The 16,313-nt window shown below is 59.8% G+C and carries 15 protein-coding genes; 8 read left to right on the forward strand and 7 right to left on the reverse strand.

Annotated features, from left to right (window positions below):
• Nucleotides 1-172 precede the first annotated feature (172 nt).
• On the reverse strand, nt 173-2,623 hold the full coding sequence (locus tag BM132_RS13390; RefSeq protein ID WP_092401443.1) for a glycogen/starch/alpha-glucan phosphorylase: 2,451 nt from the start codon (nt 2,621-2,623) through the stop codon (nt 173-175).
• A 254-nt stretch (nt 2,624-2,877) separates the two neighbouring features.
• On the opposite strand from BM132_RS13390, the gene BM132_RS13395 reads away from it, so the two are divergent.
• Nucleotides 2,878-3,315 (forward strand): YkgJ family cysteine cluster protein, encoded by a 438-nt coding sequence (locus tag BM132_RS13395; protein ID WP_092401440.1) that lies wholly within the window; start codon nt 2,878-2,880, stop codon nt 3,313-3,315.
• Nucleotides 3,316-3,540: 225 nt separating this feature from the next.
• Here the strand turns inward: BM132_RS13395 and typA are convergent, their stop codons facing one another.
• Nucleotides 3,541-5,361, reverse strand: a complete 1,821-nt coding sequence (gene typA / locus BM132_RS13400) for a translational GTPase TypA (protein ID WP_047226918.1) — start codon at nt 5,359-5,361, stop codon at nt 3,541-3,543.
• Between the two features lie 138 nt (nt 5,362-5,499).
• Nucleotides 5,500-6,954 carry a tRNA uracil 4-sulfurtransferase ThiI gene (gene thiI / locus BM132_RS13405; RefSeq protein WP_092401437.1) on the reverse strand — a complete coding sequence of 485 codons (1,455 nt, stop codon included), beginning with the start codon at nt 6,952-6,954 and terminating at the stop codon, nt 5,500-5,502.
• A gap of 328 nt (nt 6,955-7,282) precedes the next feature.
• On the opposite strand from thiI, the gene glnA reads away from it, so the two are divergent.
• The 6 genes from glnA to ntrC all read left to right on the forward strand — a co-directional run bounded on the left by glnA (nt 7,283) and on the right by ntrC (nt 13,492).
• A complete protein-coding gene (gene glnA / locus BM132_RS13415; RefSeq protein WP_003196860.1) occupies nt 7,283-8,689 on the forward strand; it encodes a type I glutamate--ammonia ligase in 1,407 nt (468 codons plus the stop codon).
• Nucleotides 8,690-8,812: 123 nt separating this feature from the next.
• On the forward strand, nt 8,813-9,370 hold the full coding sequence (locus tag BM132_RS13420; RefSeq protein ID WP_092401434.1) for a chorismate mutase: 558 nt from the start codon (nt 8,813-8,815) through the stop codon (nt 9,368-9,370).
• Between the two features lie 233 nt (nt 9,371-9,603).
• Nucleotides 9,604-10,122: a DUF4124 domain-containing protein gene (locus BM132_RS13425; RefSeq protein ID WP_092455852.1), complete on the forward strand. Its 519-nt coding sequence runs from the start codon at nt 9,604-9,606 to the stop codon at nt 10,120-10,122.
• Nucleotides 10,119-10,742: a DUF4124 domain-containing protein gene (locus BM132_RS13430; protein WP_092455853.1), complete on the forward strand. Its 624-nt coding sequence runs from the start codon at nt 10,119-10,121 to the stop codon at nt 10,740-10,742. The genes BM132_RS13425 and BM132_RS13430 overlap by 4 nt, the downstream gene beginning before the upstream one ends.
• A gap of 231 nt (nt 10,743-10,973) precedes the next feature.
• Complete coding sequence (glnL, locus tag BM132_RS13435; RefSeq protein ID WP_092455855.1) at nt 10,974-12,059, forward strand: nitrogen regulation protein NR(II); 1,086 nt, start codon at nt 10,974-10,976, stop codon at nt 12,057-12,059.
• Nucleotides 12,056-13,492: a nitrogen regulation protein NR(I) gene (ntrC, locus tag BM132_RS13440; RefSeq protein WP_047226913.1), complete on the forward strand. Its 1,437-nt coding sequence runs from the start codon at nt 12,056-12,058 to the stop codon at nt 13,490-13,492. The genes glnL and ntrC overlap by 4 nt, the downstream gene beginning before the upstream one ends.
• Before the next feature lie 503 nt (nt 13,493-13,995).
• Here the strand turns inward: ntrC and BM132_RS13445 are convergent.
• Nucleotides 13,996-14,436: a hypothetical protein gene (locus BM132_RS13445; RefSeq protein WP_092455857.1), complete on the reverse strand. Its 441-nt coding sequence runs from the start codon at nt 14,434-14,436 to the stop codon at nt 13,996-13,998.
• Between BM132_RS13445 and trmL the strand changes: the two genes are divergently transcribed.
• Complete coding sequence (gene trmL, locus BM132_RS13450) at nt 14,435-14,890, forward strand: tRNA (uridine(34)/cytosine(34)/5-carboxymethylaminomethyluridine(34)-2'-O)-methyltransferase TrmL (protein ID WP_092455859.1); 456 nt, start codon at nt 14,435-14,437, stop codon at nt 14,888-14,890. The genes BM132_RS13445 and trmL overlap by 2 nt on opposite strands.
• A gap of 138 nt (nt 14,891-15,028) precedes the next feature.
• Here trmL and secB read toward each other — a convergent pair whose 3' ends face one another.
• Genes secB through BM132_RS13465 form a run of 3 tightly spaced genes read right to left on the reverse strand, consistent with a single transcriptional unit; the run spans nt 15,029 to nt 16,219 of the window.
• On the reverse strand, nt 15,029-15,511 hold the full coding sequence (gene secB, locus BM132_RS13455; RefSeq protein WP_024618249.1) for a protein-export chaperone SecB: 483 nt from the start codon (nt 15,509-15,511) through the stop codon (nt 15,029-15,031).
• A 38-nt stretch (nt 15,512-15,549) separates the two neighbouring features.
• Nucleotides 15,550-15,804 (reverse strand): glutaredoxin 3, encoded by a 255-nt coding sequence (gene grxC, locus BM132_RS13460; protein ID WP_047226909.1) that lies wholly within the window; start codon nt 15,802-15,804, stop codon nt 15,550-15,552.
• Nucleotide 15,805: 1 nt separating this feature from the next.
• A complete protein-coding gene (locus BM132_RS13465) occupies nt 15,806-16,219 on the reverse strand; it encodes a rhodanese-like domain-containing protein (RefSeq protein WP_047226908.1) in 414 nt (137 codons plus the stop codon).
• Nucleotides 16,220-16,313 lie beyond the last annotated feature (94 nt).

Raw genomic sequence — 16,313 nt, forward strand, 5'->3', positions numbered from 1 at the left:
TGCCTGGTTCAGTCTAGTGGAACCACACAAACCTTGTGGGAGCAGGCTCGCTCCCACAATGGATTGCTGGCGCCTCAAGTACTAAGCCGGTCACACAGCCCGGCGAAACTGGCGCTTAGTATATCGACCCAGCCCAACCACCGTTGGGCTTCGCTCACATTTCCTGCAACGGCTACTCCAAGGCTTTCCAGATGTCGGTGGCGTATTCGCGGATAGTCCGGTCGGAGGAAAACCAGCCCATGCGCGCGGTATTGAGCACCGCCGAACGCCACCAGTGCTGAGCGTCGTGCCAACGCTCTTCGACCCTGGCCTGGGCATCCCAGTAAGAGTCGAAGTCGGCGCAGACCAGAAAGCGATCGTAATCCACCAGCGAATCGACAAGCCCGGTGTAACGCATCGGATCGTCCGGCGAAAACACCCCGCCGCGAATGGCCTGCAACACATCGTTGAGGCGATGGGACGCGGCAATGTCCGGCGCGGCGCTGAACTCGCCGTTCTGCTTGCGGGCCTCCACCTGCTCGGCCGTCAGGCCGAAGATGAACATGTGCTCACCGCCCACGCGCTCATGCATCTCCACGTTGGCGCCGTCCATGGTGCCGATGGTCAGCGCGCCATTAAGACCGAACTTCATGTTACTGGTGCCTGACGCTTCAAAACCGGCCGTGGAAATCTGCTCGGAAAGGTCCGCCGCCGGGATGATGCTCTCGGCCAGGCTGACGTTGTAGTTGGGCAGGAACACCACTTTGAGCAGACCACGCACGGTCGGGTCGTTGTTCACCACACGGGCGATATCGTTGGTCAGCTTGATGATCAACTTGGCCTGGTGATAACTGGCGGCGGCCTTGCCAGCGAAGATTTTCACCCGTGGCACCCAGTCCACTTCCGGTTCGGCGCGGATCGCCTGGTACAGCGCCACCGTGTGCATCAGGTTAAGCAACTGGCGCTTGTATTCATGGATCCGTTTGACCTGCACGTCGAACATCGCCGCCGGATTCACGGCCACACCCAAGCGCTCGTGAATCAGGTGCGCCAAGGCTTTTTTGCTGTGCAGGCGCTGTTCGGCGAACTGTTTGCGAAACGCCGGTTGATCCGCGAACGGCTCCAGCTCGATCAGGCGTTCCTCTGGGTTGTCGAGCACACTCGGGCCCAGGGCATCGACCATCATCGAGGTCAGTTCAGCGTTGGCCTGAAACAGCCAGCGGCGGAACGTGATGCCGTTGGTTTTGTTGTTGATCCGCTCGGGGTAAAGCTTGTGCAGTTCAGAGAACACCGTGCTGCGCATCAGTTGTGTGTGCAACCCGGACACACCATTGACGCTGTGGGAGCCGAGAAAGGCAAGGTTGCCCATGCGCACCCGACGGCCGTTGTCTTCTTCGATCAGCGACACCGCGCGCAGCACGTCGAAATCGTGCACACCCTTGGACCGCAGCGCATCGATGTGCTGGGCGTTGATCAGGTAAATGATCTGCATGTGCCGGGGCAACATGCGCTCCATCAGCCCCACCGGCCAGGTTTCCAGGGCTTCGGGCAGCAGTGTGTGGTTGGTGTAGGAGAGCGTGTCCTGGGTGATCTGCCAGGCGGCGTCCCAGGCCACGTCATAGACGTCCACCAATTGGCGCATCAACTCGGCCACGGCAATCGACGGGTGCGTATCGTTGAGCTGGATCGCCGCGTGATCGCCCAAGGTCAACACCGAGGTATGCATATTGCGATGACGGCGCAGCAAATCCTGCAGCGAGGCGGCAACGAAGAAATACTCCTGGCGCAGGCGCAGTTCCTGACCCGCCTCGGTGCTGTCGGCCGGGTACAGTACGCGAGAGATACTTTCGGCCCGGGCCACTTCCGCCACGGCACCCAAATGGTCGCCGGCGTTGAAGCGTTCCAGATGCAAATCTTCCACGGCACGGGCGCGCCACAGACGCAGGGTGTTGACGCTGGCACCGCGCCAACCCACCACGGGCGTGTCATAAGCGATGGCTCGCACGGTTTCGCCCGGAGACCAGACTTGCTTGGTATTGCCGGAGGCGTCGGTCACGGTCTCGACGCTGCCGCCGAAGCCGATCGGGTAGACCACTTCAGGCCGCTCGAACTCCCAAGGGTTGCCGAAATCCAGCCAGTGTTCGGTTTGCTCCTGCTGCCAGCCATCGACGATCGCCTGGCGAAACAGCCCGTGCTCGTAACGAATACCGTAGCCATGGCCGGCAATGCCCAAGGTGGACATACTTTCCATGAAACATGCCGCCAACCGGCCAAGGCCGCCGTTGCCCAACGCCGCATCGGGTTCGAGCAGGCGAATGCGCTCCAGATCCACGCCCAGTTCGGTCAGGGCTTCGCGCGCAGTGTCCAGCAGACCGAGGTTACTCAGGCTGTCATAGAGCAAGCGGCCGATGAGAAACTCCAGGGAGAGGTAATAGACGCGCTTCTGGCCCTTGCGGTAGATCTGCCGCGTGTGGTCCATCCAGTGTTCGACCATATGGTCGCGGGCGGCCAGGGCAATGGCTTCGAACCAGTCGTGATCAAACGCATGATCCGGGTCCTTGCCGACGGCGTAAGTGAGTTTGGTCAACACGGCATCGCGAAATGCAGCCACTTCGGCTTCGCGAACAAGTGGTTCTTGAGTCATTGATGAGACCTCGAACGAGCATGAAATTGTCTGAGCCTAGACGGTCTGACAGGCACTGCAGGCGCAGGTTCGTTGGTTTTTCCAGGGTGACGGAGAATCGCCGCCAGGGAATTGCCATATGAGCGAATGAATGCAGGGGCCGTGCCTATCCAGCCAGTGTTTTTGCCGGGCATAAAAAAAACCGGCAGATGGTCGTTCAAAATTTCACCAGTCCCGGTATGATCGCGCGCCCTGATGCATGCTGGTAAACCTTGATGATGAAGCCCAACCTGATCGCCGCCGCGGAGATCGACCGAATCGATACCTGGGCCAAGTATTCCGCGCCAATGTGCGGTTCCTGCGTGTCGAGCTGCTGCACACTGCCGGTGGAGGTCAAGATCAAGGACCTGATCCGGATCGGTATCGTCGATGAATTCGAACTGGGCGACCCGCCGAAAAACATCGCCAAGCGCCTGCAAAAGGAAGGGATCGTCGAGCGCTATAACCAGAAATCCGAAATCTTCACGCTCCAGCGCATGAGCAACAACGATTGCCTGTATCTGGATCGCAAGAGCCGGTTGTGCACCATTTATGAGAAGCGCCCGGACACTTGCCGCAACCATCCGCGGGTCGGACCGCGACCGGGGTATTGCGCCTACAAGCCCAAGGCAGTGGAGCGCGAGCGTAATCCGCGGACGTTGGACAAGTTCTGATCGACCGCTGATGTCGCAACACCTGTTCGGCCGCCTTCGCGAGCAAGCCCGCTCCCACAGTAGATCTGAGCCGGATACAAAATCTGTGTCCACTGAAGATCCACTGTGGGAGCGGGCTTGCTCGCGAAGGGGCCCTGACAGGCGCTACATAACTTCCAGGCATAAAAAAACGCCCCTGATCTCACAATCAGGGGCGTTTTTTTCAGCCATTAACTAAGTCGAAACTCAGTTACCGCTTTTCTTGGCAGCGCGGGTACGCTCGCTTTCGCCAAGGATCTTCTTACGCAGGCGAATCGACTTAGGCGTCACTTCGCACAGTTCGTCTTCCTGCACGAACTCCAGCGCTTGCTCCAGGGTGAACTTGACCGGCGGAACCAATGCGATGGTTTCGTCTTTGCCCGAAGCACGCATGTTGTCGAGCTTCTTGCCTTTGGTCGGGTTCACGCCCAGGTCGTTGTCGCGGCTGTTGAGGCCGACGATTTGACCTTCGTAGATGTCCTGGCCGTGCTCGACGAACAGCTTGCCGCGCGCTTGCAGGGTTTCCAGCGAGTAGGTCAGTGCCTTGCCGGTCGCAACCGATACCAGAACACCGTTCTGACGGCCGGACATGTCGCCGGACTTCATCACGTCGTAACGATCGAAGATCGAAGTCAGGATGCCGCCACCGGAGGTCAGGGTCAGGAACTCGTTACGGAAACCGATCAGGCCACGGGCCGGGATGTTGTACTCAAGGCGCACACGGCCCTTGCCATCCGGAACCATGTTGGTCAGGTCGCCCTTGCGCAGGCCCATTTGTTCCATGATCGCGCCCTGGGATTCTTCCGGCAGGTCGATGGTCACGTTTTCGTACGGTTCGTGCTTGACGCCGTCAACCATACGGATGATCACTTCAGGACGACCTACGCCCATTTCGAAGCCTTCGCGACGCATGGTTTCGATCAGAACCGAGAGGTGCAGCTCACCACGGCCGGAAACCTTGAACTTGTCGGCCGAGTCGCCTTCTTCAACGCGCAGTGCCACGTTGTAGAGCAGTTCCTTGTCCAGACGCTCCTTGATGTTACGGCTGGTCACGAACTTGCCTTCTTTACCGCAGAATGGCGAGTCGTTGACCTGGAAGGTCATGGAGACGGTTGGCTCATCGACGGTCAACGGCTTCATCGCTTCGACGTTCAGTGGGTCGCACAGGGTGTCGGAGATGAACAGTTGCTCGAAGCCGCTGATGCAGACGATGTCGCCGGCAGCTGCTTCTTCAACGTCGATACGGTGCAGGCCGTGGTGACCCATCAGCTTGAGGATACGACCGTTGCGCTTCTTGCCGTCGGCGTCGATCGCCACGACCGGCGTGTTCGGCTTGATGCGACCACGGGCGATGCGGCCAACACCGATCACACCCAGGAAGCTGTTGTAGTCCAGAGCCGAGATTTGCATCTGGAACGGACCGTCACGGTCGACTTTCGGCGCAGGTACGTCGTCGACGATCGACTGGTACAGCGGGGTCATGTCTTCGGCCATGTTGGTGTGGTCCAGACCGGCAATACCGTTCAGGGCCGAGGCGTAGACGACTTTGAAGTCCAGCTGTTCTTCGGTGGCGCCGAGGTTGTCGAACAGGTCGAAAATCTGGTCCAGAACCCAGTCCGGACGCGCGCCTGGACGGTCAACCTTGTTGATGACCACGATCGGACGCAGGCCGGCTTCGAACGCCTTCTTGGTCACGAAACGGGTTTGCGGCATAGGGCCGTCCTGGGCATCGACCAGCAGCAGCACGGAGTCGACCATCGACATTACGCGCTCTACTTCACCACCGAAGTCGGCGTGGCCCGGGGTGTCCACGATGTTGATGTGGTAGCCATTCCAGTTGATGGCGGTGTTTTTCGCCAGGATGGTAATACCGCGCTCTTTTTCCTGGTCGTTGGAGTCCATCACGCGCTCGTCGTTGAGCTCGTTGCGCTCCAGGGTGCCGGATTGACGCAAGAGTTTGTCTACCAGGGTGGTCTTACCATGGTCAACGTGAGCAATGATGGCGATGTTGCGTAGATTTTCGATCACTTGTGTATCTCGATCAGAGGATTCGGTGTGCTGACAGGTCGTGGCAGCGATTTACGTTGAGTCCGACAAAGCCGTTACAGCCTGTCGGCGGCGTCGGGGGGCCGGTGACGCAGGCCACAGGCAAACAGCCCCGGGCACTTAGCTCGGTCGATAAACGCGCACATTGGCATGCCCCTCACTGAGCAAATGGTGGGCATGCAGGCGACTCATCACGCCTTTGTCGCAATACAACAGGTACTGGCGAGTAGGGTCCAGTTCCTTGAAACGCGCGTTCACTGCATAGAACGGCATCGTTTGTACCTCGATACCGGCGATACTCAGCGGGTCGTCCTCAGCGTCGTCCGGGTGACGGATGTCGATGATGATCTGACCGGCCAGCGCTTCGCCGACTTCTTCAATCTGTATGTCCTGGCCCAATTCATCGATCACCCGATCGATTGGCACCAGCCTGGCGTTTTCGAGCGCACGCTCGAGCACCGCCATGTCGAATTCTTTCTCTTCATGCTCCACACGCCCGCGCTTGGCCGCGGTCTTCGGATTGACCGAGATGACCCCGCAGTATTCCGGCATGTGCCGGGCAAAGTCGGCGGTGCCGATCGCGTTGGCCGTGTCGATGATGTCCTGCTTGTGGCTGGCGATCAGCGGGCGCAGCACCAGTTTTTCGGTCACGCAGTCGATCACTGACAGGTTCGGCAGCGTCTGGCTCGACACCTGGGAGATCGCCTCGCCGGTGACCAGCGCATCGATGTGCAGCCGATCGGCGATGCTGGACGCGGCACGCAACATCATACGCTTCAAAATGACGCCCATATGACTGTTATCGACTTTGCCGAGAATCTCGCCCAGGACTTCCTCGAACGGTACGCTCACAAATAACACGCGTTGGGAGCTGCCATACTTCTTCCAGATGAAGTGCGCCACTTCCATTACGCCCAGTTCATGGGCGCGCCCGCCGAGATTGAAGAAGCAGAAATGGCTCATCAGCCCGCGACGCATGATCTGGTAGGCCGCGACCGTGGAATCGAAACCGCCGGACATCAGCACCAGGGTCTGTTCCAGCGAACCCAGCGGATACCCGCCAATGCTGTCGTGCTGACTGTGGATCACGAACAACCGTTGGTCGCGAATTTCGATGCGTACTTCAATTTGCGGGTCTTTCAATGAAATTCCGGCGGCGCCACACTGCTTGCGCAACTGGCTGCCGACGTATCTCTCCACGTCCATCGAACTGAACGGGTGTTTGCCGGCGCGCTTGCAGCGCACCGAGAAAATCTTGCCGGCCAGGGCATCACCATAATGCAGCTTGCACTTGGCGAGGATGTCGTCGAAATCCCCCAGCGGGTATTCGTCGACCTGCAGGAAATGCGCGATGCCCGGCATGCAGCTCAGGCGCTCGGTCATTTCCTTGAGGATCTTGGGTTCGCTGACGCGGGTTTCCAGCTCGAGGTTGTCCCACACGCCGTTCACCACCACAGCCGGGTCCAGATCGCGGAGCACGGCACGGATGTTCTTGGCCAACTGGCGGATGAAACGCATCCGTACCGGGCGGCTCTTGATGGTGATCTCGGGGAAGACTTTTACGATTAGTTTCATGAAAACAGCGCGCGAACGGCCAGCCGAAAAAGGGGGGCGCGGATTATAGCGGAAATTGCTCAAGGTTTAACCAGTTAATCTGCACTCCGTTTTCAGCGCACCAAAACAGGTCATGTCTCGCAAGTCGCGCCACATTGCAGTGCGCAATTGTTCGACAATCTGGGTTTCAAGGCTTTAAAAGCGTGGATTTGGTGCAAAAAACCCATGCTGGGGCACTGGCATGCAAATTGCTCCCTTGTGAGGCAGGTTGCCTTGGCAGAGTATTCGCGCCGGCATCACCCATATCTAAGGGCACACCATTACCCGCCCGAAGCCACCCGGAGGACATATGTCGAAGTCGGTTCAACTCATCAAAGATCATGACGTCAAGTGGATTGATCTGCGCTTCACTGACACCAAAGGCACTCAACATCACGTGACCATGCCGGCCCGTGATGCGCTGGACGACGAATTCTTTGAAATCGGGAAGATGTTCGACGGCTCCTCCATTTCTGGCTGGAAAGGCATCGAAGCCTCCGACATGATCCTGATGCCGGACGACGAAACGGCTGTCCTGGACCCGTTCACCGAAGAGCCGACCCTGATCCTGGTCTGCGACATCATCGAACCTTCGACTATGCAAGGCTATGACCGCGACCCACGCGCCATCGCCCACCGTGCCGAGGAATACCTGAAGTCCACCGGTATCGGCGACACCGCTTTCTTCGGTCCTGAGCCTGAGTTCTTCATCTTCGACTCGGTCAAGTTCAAGTCCGACATCTCCGGCTCCATGTTCAAGATTTTCTCCGAACAAGGCTCGTGGATGTCCGATCAGGACGTGGAAGGCGGTAACAAAGGCCACCGTCCAGGTATCAAGGGCGGCTACTTCCCGGTTCCACCGTTCGACCACGACCACGAAATCCGTACCTCCATGTGCAACGCACTGGAAGAGATGGGCCAGACCGTCGAAGTTCACCACCACGAAGTGGCGACTGCCGGCCAGAACGAAATCGGCGTGAAATTCAACACGCTGGTCAAGAAGGCTGACGAAGTCCAGACCCTGAAGTACTGCGTACACAACGTTGCTGACGCCTACGGCCGCACCGCGACCTTCATGCCTAAGCCTCTGTACGGCGACAACGGTTCGGGCATGCACGTGCACATGTCGATCTCCAAAGACGGCAAGAACACCTTCGCTGGCGAAGGCTATGCCGGCCTGTCGGACACCGCCCTGTACTTCATCGGCGGTATCATCAAGCACGGTAAGGCCCTGAACGGCTTCACCAACCCGTCGACCAACTCCTACAAGCGTCTGGTGCCAGGCTTTGAAGCGCCGGTGATGCTGGCCTACTCGGCTCGCAACCGTTCCGCCTCGATCCGTATTCCTTACGTCAACAGCCCTAAGGCTCGCCGTATCGAAGCCCGTTTCCCGGATCCGGCTGCCAACCCGTACCTGGCCTTCGCCGCACTGATGATGGCTGGCCTGGACGGTATCCAGAACAAGATCCACCCTGGCGATGCCGCCGACAAAAACCTGTATGACCTGCCGCCTGAAGAGGCCAAGGAAATTCCACAGGTGTGTGGCAGCCTGAAAGAAGCCCTGGAAGAGCTGGACAAGGGCCGTGCGTTCCTGACCAAGGGCGGCGTATTCAGCGATGACTTCATCGACGCTTACATCGCACTGAAAAGCGAAGAAGAAATCAAGGTTCGCACCTTCGTACACCCACTGGAATATGAGCTGTACTACAGCTGCTGATCCGGTAGCGTCGCCCCACGCGGCGTGAATAAAAAAGAGGCCTCCTTCGGGAGGCCTTTTTTATGGGCGCAGGTTACGTGCATGATTGTCTGCGCCCTCCACTATTCGAAGACGAGATCACCCATGACTTCGCGCCTTTCACTCTACCTTGCGCTGTCTGCCGCGTTGTTGGGCTCCGCCGCCCAGGCCGCCACCGCACCCACCACCCTCGCCCCGCTGCTGGGCACCATAGGCGAGCGTCTGGCCATTGCCGACCAGGTCGCCTTGAGCAAATGGGACAGCCGCAAACCGGTGGAAGACCGCCAGCGCGAACGCGAGGTGATCGCCGCCGCCGTCGCCCAGGCACCGGCTTACAAACTGAGCAGTGAAGCGGTAGAGGCGTTTTTCGCCGCACAAATAGAAGCCAACAAACTGGTGCAATACGCGCATCTGTCCGATTGGCAACTGCAAGGCAAAGCCCCGGACGCGCCGCGCCCGGACCTGGTTGGGCAGATCCGCCCGCAACTGGATCAACTGCAAAAACGCCTGCTGCAACAACTGGCCGACTTCAGCCCCTACCGCACCGACCCGCAATGCCCACAATGGCTGGCCCAGGCCACCCATACCGTCAGTAGTGACCCGTTGCGGCAAATGGCGCTGGTTCGGGCGACCGCAGAGCTGTGCGTCTTCACAAAATCCTGAGCCCACACATCTTTCCCCAGTGGGAGCGAGCCTGCTCGCGATGAGGCCAGCCCATCTACCACTTGTGTGACTGACACTCCGCCATCGCGAGCAGGCTCGCTCCCACTGGGGGCCAGTGTCGAACCTGGAGGCTATGAACACCGCCCCCACAAGGGATTGCGTGCAACAACTTGGGCCAACCGCCTCCCCTGACCTATGCTGCAATCCAACACTTTTGGTTTTCGGTTGATTTTATGGGTCGTGGCTTTCCAGGAATGCTGTTGTTGCTATTGGCGCTGCCAGCCGCCGCACAGATCTACAAATACACCGACGCCGACGGCAACACCGCCTATAGCAACCAGCCGCCCGATGGCGTACCGGCCCAGGCAGTGGAGCTGCCGCCACTCAACAGTGTCGAATCCCAGCCCCCTGCCTCCCCGAACGTTACTGCGCCTGCCGCGAACCGGGAGGAGCCAAACAACGCCTACGAAACCCTGGAGCTGACAGACATCCCCAGCGAAGAGGCTCTGCGCGCCAACAACGGCACCTTCACCGTTGGCGTCCTGGCTCGGCCGCGCCTGCAAAGCCCTCATCTGTTCAGGTTGTTGCTGGACGGCCAACCCTATGGCCAGCCGAGCAATGTGCCGCGCCTGCAACTGGTGAATATCGACCGGGGCGAGCACAGCCTGGCAGTACAGGTCATCGACGGCGAACATCTGGTGCAACAGAGCGAAACCGTCATCTTCACCGTACAACGGGTGCACCGCCCATGATCCGCTGGCTGCTCGCGCTGAGCTTGTCCCTGGCCGCGCTGCCGACGGTGGGACAGGTTTATACCTACATCGACGCCCAGGGCAATCGCGTCTTCACCGACCAACCGCGCCCCGGTAACGCCCAAAAAGTGCAATTGCCGCCCGCCAACCGGATGGCGACACCACCCTCCGGCGCAGCCTCAACAACGGCCCCCGCAAAAACTCCCGATCCGATGTTCCGCTACGAAATGCTGCGACTGTTGATCCCTGAACCGGATGCCACGATACGCAGCACAGCGGGGGAACTGATCGTCACGGTCACCAGCGAACCCAGCTTGCAAAAAGGCCACCGCTACCGCCTGCTATTGGACGGCAACCCCACAGGCGAACCGGGACCCAGCCCGGTGTTCGCGCTGAGCAACATCGATCGAGGCAGCCATCATCTGGCGGTAGAGATTCTCGATGAGCAGGGCCGTATCGTCGAACGTACCGCCAACCAGCCCTTCCACATGCAGCGCATTTCCCTGGCGCAGAAACGCCGCATCACACCCTGCACCAAAGCCGACTACGGCCAGCGTCCCGAATGCCCCCTCAGCGACAAGCCCGCAGAAGAGCAAAGCAGCATCCTGCCGTTCTTTTAACGCCCCTCTGGATGACGCACTATATTGGTGCAAGTGTCTGCACCCTACTCAAATTCCAGCCCATTTTGGTTCGAAAGTACCCGAAAAAGCTGGCAGAACGCCACGCAATCGGGCGAAAAAGGTTCGTTTGAGGCTCTAAACGCTTCTTTTCGGAGCCTTGGTTTGGTTTTTGCATTTTCCTTGTATCAGCGCGTCATACGCGTGCTTGCTTACGCTCCAAAAGAGGTCCTGATGACCATTAGCGACGCACTACACCGCTTGCTACTCGATAACCTCACCACTGCAACCATCCTGCTCGATGCCGAACTGCGCCTCGAGTACATGAACCCGGCAGCGGAGATGCTGCTGGCCGTCAGCGGCCAGCGCAGCCATGGGCAGTTCATCAGTGAGCTGTTCACCGAATCGGCCGAGGCGCTCAATTCCTTGCGCCAGGCGGTGGAACAGGCGCATCCGTTCACCAAGCGCGAAGCGATGCTTACCGCCCTGACCGGCCAGACGCTGACCGTGGATTACGCGGTAACACCGATCCTCAATAACGGTGCCACGCTGTTGCTGCTGGAGGTTCACCCCCGTGATCGCCTGCTGCGCATCACCAAGGAAGAGGCTCAGTTGTCCAAGCAGGAAACCAGCAAAATGTTGGTGCGTGGCCTGGCCCATGAGATCAAGAACCCCCTCGGCGGGATTCGTGGCGCCGCACAACTGTTGGCCCGGGAACTGCCCGAAGAAAACCTCAAGGACTACACCAACGTCATCATTGAAGAAGCCGACCGCTTGCGCAATCTGGTGGATCGCATGCTCGGCTCCAACAAGCTGCCGTCCCTGGCGATGTGCAACGTCCACGAAGTGCTGGAGCGCGTCAGCAGCCTGGTGGAAGCCGAGAGCCAGGGTTGCATCACCTTGGTGCGCGACTACGACCCAAGCATTCCCGATGTACTGATCGACCGCGAGCAGATGATCCAGGCGGTGCTGAACATCGTGCGCAACGCCATGCAGGCCATCAGTAGCCAGAACGAGCTGCGCCTGGGCCGCATCAGCCTGCGCACCCGCGCCATGCGCCAGTTCACCATCGGCCATGTGCGTCATCGCCTGGTGACCAAGATAGAAATCATCGACAACGGCCCGGGCATTCCCGCCGAGTTGCAGGAAACCATCTTCTTTCCCATGGTCAGCGGTCGCCCGGACGGTACCGGGCTGGGCCTGTCCATTACCCAGAACATCATCAGTCAGCATCAGGGCCTGATCGAATGTGAGAGCCACCCTGGCCACACCACCTTTTCGATCTTCCTGCCACTGGAACAAGGAGCCACATCGACATGAGCCGTAGTGAAACCGTGTGGATCGTCGATGACGACCGTTCTATCCGTTGGGTCCTGGAGAAAGCCTTGCAACAGGAAGGCATGACCACCCAGAGCTTCGACAGCGCCGACGGCGTGATGAGCCGTCTGGCCCGTCAGCAACCGGACGTCATCATCTCCGACATCCGCATGCCCGGCGCCAGCGGCCTGGACCTGCTGGCGCGGATTCGCGAGCAGCACCCACGGCTGCCGGTGATCATCATGACCGCCCATTCGGACCTGGACAGCGCTGTAGCGTCCTACCAGGGCGGCGCCTTCGAATACCTGCCCAAGCCGTTCGACGTCGATGAGGCCGTGTCACTGGTCAAGCGCGCCAACCAGCACGCCCAGGAGCAACAGGGCATGGAAGAGGTGCCGGCGCTGGCCCGCACCCCGGAAATCATCGGTGAAGCGCCGGCAATGCAGGAAGTGTTTCGCGCCATTGGGCGTTTGAGCCACTCCAACATCACCGTGTTGATCAACGGCGAATCGGGCACCGGTAAAGAACTGGTCGCCCATGCCCTGCACCGCCACAGTCCACGGGCGGCATCACCGTTCATTGCGCTGAACATGGCGGCGATCCCCAAGGACCTGATGGAGTCCGAGCTGTTCGGCCACGAGAAAGGCGCGTTCACCGGCGCGGCCAACTTGCGGCGCGGGCGCTTCGAACAAGCCGACGGCGGCACCTTGTTCCTCGACGAAATCGGCGATATGCCGGCCGACACCCAGACCCGGCTGCTGCGCGTACTGGCCGACGGCGAATTCTATCGGGTGGGCGGCCATACCCCAGTCAAGGTCGATGTACGCATCATCGCCGCGACCCACCAGAACCTGGAAACCCTGGTCCACGCGGGAAAATTCCGTGAAGACTTGTTCCATCGCCTGAATGTGATCCGCATTCATATCCCGCGCCTGGCGGACCGTCGCGAAGACATCCCGACCCTGGCCCGGCACTTCCTCAGCCGCGCGGCCCAAGAGCTGGCGGTGGAGCCCAAGCTGCTCAAGAGCGAAACCGAGGAATACCTCAAGAACCTGCCATGGCCCGGCAACGTGCGCCAACTGGAGAACACCTGCCGCTGGATCACGGTGATGGCGTCCGGTCGCGAAGTGCACATCAGCGATCTTCCGCCGGAGCTGCTCAGCCTGCCCCAGGACTCGGCCCCGGTGACCAACTGGGAACAGGCCCTGCGCCAGTGGGCCGACCAGGCTCTGGCCCGCGGCCAATCGAACCTGCTGGACAGCGCCGTACCGAGCTTCGAGCGCATCATGATCGAGACCGCCCTCAAGCACACCGCCGGCCGCCGTCGTGACGCCGCGGTGCTGCTGGGCTGGGGCCGCAATACCTTGACCCGCAAGATCAAGGAATTGGGGATGAAGGTCGATGGCGGGGATGATGATGAGGGGGATGAGGGCTGAGCAGCCTTTAGCCCTTCACTGATCTTGAAGGCCAATCGCGAGCAGGCTCGCTCCCACAAAGGTTTGCGGTGTCGCCACTGTCTTGTGGGAGCGAGCCTGCTCGCGATGCTTTTGAAGGCTTGATGCACCGCATCGATGCACTGAGAACCGCAATGGCACATGCGGCCCCCGTCAAAACCAATCAGCCCAACTCGAAAAAACCGCACAAACAAAAGCAAAAGCCCCGGAATACGGGGCTTTTCGCATCATCAGCAAACTTTTTGTGACAAGCCATTTAAAACTGGCACGCCCCCTGCAATAACTCAATCACTACCCAGTTTCGGGGACCTTGGTACAGGCAGGCCGGGGATTCCCCATTTTATATCGGGCTCATCGAGCCCACTGTTTTGGGGGCCTTGATACAGGCAGGTCAAGGTTTCCCTTCTTTACACCGGGGCTGCGCGTTTAACGCAAGCCCCTCCCGTTTGGGGACCTTGGTACAGGCAGGCCGGGGATTCCCTCTTTTATTGCTCCTGGAGACGGATCTCCAGCCGCCAGCGGTCATCGACCTCGCTGCCGGCCCATTCCCCCCGCAACGGACGCGCCGCCACCAGCGTCAGCAACAACCCCTTGTCACTCAAACGCACCCGCCAGTTCACGTCCTTGCCGTTGAGCTTGAGCTGGCCCTTCTGCGGGCGGCCTTGTGCCTGTAACAACAGCGCCACCGAGCCGTCGATGATTTCCCCGTGCAACTTGGGCTCGTTGTTGAACCAGGCCACCAACGTCCCGTCGATCACTTCGACCTGTTGCAGCATGCTCGGCTCGGGCGTGGTCAGGCGACCGATCATCAAGCCGACCATCAGACCGAAGATCGCCAAAGACCCCATCACCCGAGGTAATAGCATCGAACGCTGATCGGTTTGCGGCGTAGAATGCCGCTCATCTTTATCTGCGGAGCCGTGCATGTTTCACGTCATCCTTTTTCAACCGGAAATTCCGCCGAACACCGGCAACGTCATCAGGCTGTGCGCCAACAGCGGCTGCCACCTGCATCTGATCGAACCACTGGGCTTCGAGATGGACGACAAGCGCCTGCGCCGTGCCGGTCTCGACTACCACGAGTATGCCACCCTGCAGCGCCACGCCGACCTCGCCAGCTGTCTGGAAAGACTGGGGCATCCGCGACTGTTCGCGTTCACCACCAAGGGCTCGCGGCCGTTTCATGACGCCAGTTTCGTCGCCGGCGATGCGTTCCTGTTCGGCCCGGAAAGCCGGGGCCTGCCGGCGGAGGTACTGGACGCACTGCCCGCCGACCAGCGTCTGCGCCTGCCGATGCGCGAAGGCTGTCGCAGCCTGAACCTGTCCAACACCGTGGCCGTGGCCGTTTACGAGGCCTGGCGGCAGAACGGGTTCGCCTGAGCCGGTGCAGCCACCCAAAAACTCCTGTGGGAGCGAGCCTGCTCGCGATGACGTGATGTCAGTCAGTATGGAGTCGACTGATTCACCGCCATCGCGAGCAGGCTCGCTCCCACAGGTTTTGTGCCTGACAGTCGACGCTTACTGAACGGTCGCGCCGCCTTCTTGCTGCATGCGCTGCAGTTCTTGCGCGTACAGGGCATCGAAGTTCACCGGGGCCAGCATCAGGGCCGGGAACGAACCGCGGGTCACCAGGCTGTCGAGGGTTTCGCGGGCGTACGGGAACAGGATGTTGGGGCAGAAGGCACCCAGGGTGTGGCTCATCGAAGCGGCATCCAGGTTCTTGATCAGGAAGATCCCGGCTTGCTGCACTTCGGCGATGAACGCCACTTCGTCACCGTTCTTCACGGTTACCGACAGGGTCAGCACCACTTCGTGGAAGTCATCTTCCAGGGCTTTCTGGCGGGTGTTCAGGTCCAGGCCTACGCTAGGCTCCCATTGCTGGCGAAAGATCGCCGGGCTTTTCGGGGCTTCGAAGGACAGGTCACGTACGTAAATGCGCTGCAAGGAGAATTGCGGTGCGGCTTCTTCTTCGCTGGCAGCTGTGTTCTGTTGGTCAGTCATCGCAGATCCTTCTTACTTTCAGGTTCTTAGTAGGGAATTCAGGCCTTGAGCATCGCATCGAGCTTGCCGGCGCGATCCAGGGCAAACAGATCATCGCAACCGCCCACGTGGGTGCTGCCGATCCAGATCTGCGGCACGGAGGTACGTCCGGCCTTTTGAGTCATTTCGGCGCGCAGTTGCGGCTTGCCGTCGACCTTGATCTCTTCGAAAGCCACACCTTTGTTCTTGAGCAGGAACTTGGCTCGGGAGCAATAGGGGCAGTAATCGCTGGAATAGACAACGACGTGGGTCATCTCACTTCACCAGGGGCAGATTGTCGGCTTTCCAGCTTGCAACGCCACCGGACAGCTTGGCGGCGGTAAAGCCGGACTTCATCAGTTCGCGGGCATGCGTGCCTGCGTGCTGGCCCTGGGCATCCACCAGGATCAGCGTCTTGGCCTTGTGCTTTTCCAGTTCACCGATACGGGCGATCAGTTTGTCCTGGGGAATATTCACTGCGCCGACAATGTGACCAGCGGCGAAATCCTTGCTCGGACGGATGTCTACCACTACGCCGGTGTCTTTGTTGACCAGCGCGGTCAGTTCGCCGGTGCTCAGGCTGCGGCCGCCGCCCTGCATCGTATGGGCAACCAGCAATGCCAGCAGTACGACGAAGATACCGACGAGAAGGTAGTGGTTAGTGGCAAATTCAATCAGGTGAGCAACCATCGAAGGAGGTTCCAGGGCGTTAAAATGTCGGCCAGTATACACAGCACACAAGGCCGGCCAAACCCCGCCCGGCGGTGACGGCACCGGAACTTAC

It is taken from the genome of Pseudomonas sp. NFACC45, from assembly GCF_900113505.1.
Lineage (GTDB): Bacteria > Pseudomonadota > Gammaproteobacteria > Pseudomonadales > Pseudomonadaceae > Aquipseudomonas > Aquipseudomonas tehranensis.